The sequence below is a fragment of the Streptomyces sp. NPDC005393 genome (assembly GCF_040606675.1).
In the GTDB taxonomy this organism is placed as follows: domain Bacteria; phylum Actinomycetota; class Actinomycetes; order Streptomycetales; family Streptomycetaceae; genus Streptomyces.
The window spans coordinates 1-2406 of the sequence record NZ_JBEXFG010000122.1 but is presented as its reverse complement, the minus strand read 5'-3'; the positions used below and the strand labels follow the sequence as shown (position 1 = coordinate 2406).

Annotated in this window: 3 protein-coding genes and 1 pseudogene; 1 reads left to right on the top strand and 3 read right to left on the bottom strand. The window is 67.1% G+C overall.

Annotated features, from left to right (window positions below; all coding sequences use genetic code 11):
* Positions 1-382 precede the first annotated feature (382 nt).
* The 3 genes and pseudogenes from ABZS71_RS35475 to ABZS71_RS35465 all read right to left on the bottom strand — a co-directional run.
* A pseudogene (locus tag ABZS71_RS35475) lies at positions 383-600 on the bottom strand (Gfo/Idh/MocA family oxidoreductase); the annotation flags it as partial.
* 83 nt (positions 601-683) lie between these two features.
* The gene (locus ABZS71_RS35470; protein WP_356216949.1) at positions 684-1574 is read right to left on the bottom strand and encodes an NDP-hexose 2,3-dehydratase family protein; all 891 of its coding nucleotides are present in this window, start codon (positions 1572-1574) and stop codon (positions 684-686) included.
* Positions 1469-2062, bottom strand: a complete 594-nt coding sequence (locus tag ABZS71_RS35465; RefSeq protein WP_356216947.1) for an NDP-hexose 2,3-dehydratase family protein — start codon at positions 2060-2062, stop codon at positions 1469-1471. The genes ABZS71_RS35470 and ABZS71_RS35465 overlap by 106 nt, the downstream gene beginning before the upstream one ends.
* Before the next feature lie 7 nt (positions 2063-2069).
* Between ABZS71_RS35465 and ABZS71_RS35460 the strand changes: the two genes are divergently transcribed.
* A complete protein-coding gene (locus ABZS71_RS35460) occupies positions 2070-2294 on the top strand; it encodes a hypothetical protein (protein ID WP_356216944.1) in 225 nt (74 codons plus the stop codon).
* Positions 2295-2406: the final 112 nt, after the last annotated feature.

The following is a 2406-nucleotide window of genomic DNA, read 5'->3' as shown; positions in this document are numbered from 1 at the left end:
CTGCCCGGCCGGAACTCCGCTGGAGGAACTCGCGCGAATCGCGGGAACCCGGTGGATGGTTGAAGAATGTTTCCAGACCGCGAAGAGCGAAACCGACCGCGCCGACCGCGTGCAGGTCGGGGCCCAGGAAGTGCAGCGCCGCCCGCAGGGGGTAGATGCCGATGTCGAGCAGGGCGCCTCCGCCCACGTCGGGCTGGTACCGGATGTCGCCCTCCGGTTTCGGTGGGATCGTGAACGCCGCGGACAGCGAGCGCAGTTCGCCGATCGTCCCTTCCCGCAGGAGGTCCATGACGGCGCGGTGCTGCGTGTGGTGCAGCGACGTGAAGTTCTCCATCAGGACCAGGCCGCGGGGGCGTGCCAGGGCGATCAGGTCCTCGGCCCCGGAGCGGGTCGCGATCAGCGGCTTCTCCACCAGGACGTGCTTACCCCGCAGCAGCGCCGCCTCCACCCCAGCGCGTCGATGTCGTCGCGGTCCAGCAGCGCCTGGTGGCCCGGGACCGCCTCGCACCCGAAGGATTCGGCGAAACGGGCGGCGCGGGCCGCGTCCCGGCTGGAGACCACGACCACGGTGACGTCCGGGTGGGCGACCAGCGCGGGCACGGTGCGGCGCAGGGCGATGTCGGCGGCACCCAGCACACCGAAGCGCAGACGGGGGGGAGGGCATGGGGTTCCCTTCGGAGCGCTCAGCTCAGGGCCTGGATGCAGGCGACGAGGCTGCGGGCCTCCACGTTGAGGTAGTTGCTGTGGTGCAGCAGGGCGAGGATCTGGTGCAGGGTGAGCCAGCGGAAGTCCTGGGGCACCTCGACCGGGAAGTCGTCCTCGGCCTCCACCACGACGTAGCGGTTCTCCGCGTGGTGGAAGCGGCCGCCCTCCTCCGACTGGAGAGTGTCGTAGCGGATGCGTGCGGGATCGGCCGACAGCTCGTAGTCGAGGTAGGCGGGCTGGTGTTCGGCGGGCACCGAACGGTAGTTGAGTGGACGGCACTGCACGGTCGGTGCCATTTCCGGGCCGTTGAGCAGGTCGGCTTCGGTACGGGCCTGTAGCAGGACGTGGAGGACGCCCCGGATCCGCTTGGTGACGAAGGCGGCCAGACCGGGGCCGGCGGGAGCCAGCAACGGCTGGCTCCACGAGGACACCTCCCGGCTGCTGGCCCGGACGCTCACCCCGATGACCCGGAAGTAGTCCCCGCCCTTGTGCGCGATGGCGTGTTCGTCACGCCGCCAGCCGCTGAACGCGGTCTCCTTCAGGGGAACCCGCTGCTGCACCAGCTCCCTCCGGGACCGCACGTCGGTCAGCCAGCCGAGGATCTCGCCCATGGCGTGCAATGCGGTGGAACCCTCGGTGAGGGACTGCGCGACTGCGGCGGCGAAGGAAGTCGTGGGCGTCGGCAGCTTCCGGCCGGCCGGCCCCGGCTCCGGGGGAAGGCAGGACAGCACCGTGCGGGTGTCCATGTTCACCAGATGCGGCCTCAGCAGCAGCCTCCGCAGCCCGCAGAGACTGATCCAGTGGAAGTCGTCGTCGAGGGGCACGTCGTCCAAGGCCTCGACCACCATGTTCCGGTTCCGCTTGTGCAGGAACCAGGAGCCCTGCTCGGATTGGAGGACGTCCGCGAGAACCCTGCCGCGCCCCCGGGGGGGGGGTAATTGCTGCGGGTCGCCTGGACGGTGGGGGAGAGCTGAAGGCCGCGGATATTGCCCGGCTCGTTCTTGGCCTGCACCAGGACGTGCAGGACGCCGTCGAATCTTTTGACGAGGAGGCCGAGAATTCCGATCTCTGGTTGCACGATAATGGGCTGGGTCCAGCTGCCGAACCAGCAGTGGTCCGTGCGTACCCGGAGTCCTTCGATGGAGAAAAAATGACCGCTGGTATGTCGTAGGTTCCCCGTGCCGTCGTCGAATTCCCAACCCGATAACTCCCGGAAGGGTACGCGTTCCACCGCCAGGCGATTGGCCCGGCGGCGCACATCCAGCCAGGACAATAACGCCTCGGCTGGAAGGCCGTCAGACCACACACAGGCAAGGAGATCCACGTAGTCCTGGACAACCTCTCCACGCCACACCATACCCGAGGTGCAGATCTGGCTGGCGAAGAACCCGCCATGTGCACTTCCACTTCACCCCTGTCGGCTCCTCGTGGCTGAACCAGATCGAAATCTGGTTCGGAATCCTGACCCGGCAGTCCATCCGCTGCGGCAGAAACCCTTCACCTGGACTGCGACCGCCGACGAGATCCTCGCGAAGGTCCGGCTCACCCAGGCCAACGTGAAGAAACTCGTCAATAACAACGCGAACTGACACGAACAGGATCACGAGACACTAGATGAATGAGTCCAAGGGGTGCCGTCGCGGTTAGTGATCGTAGGCGATCAGTGACCGCTTGATGGGTTGCCCTTCCTTGTCGTTGTGC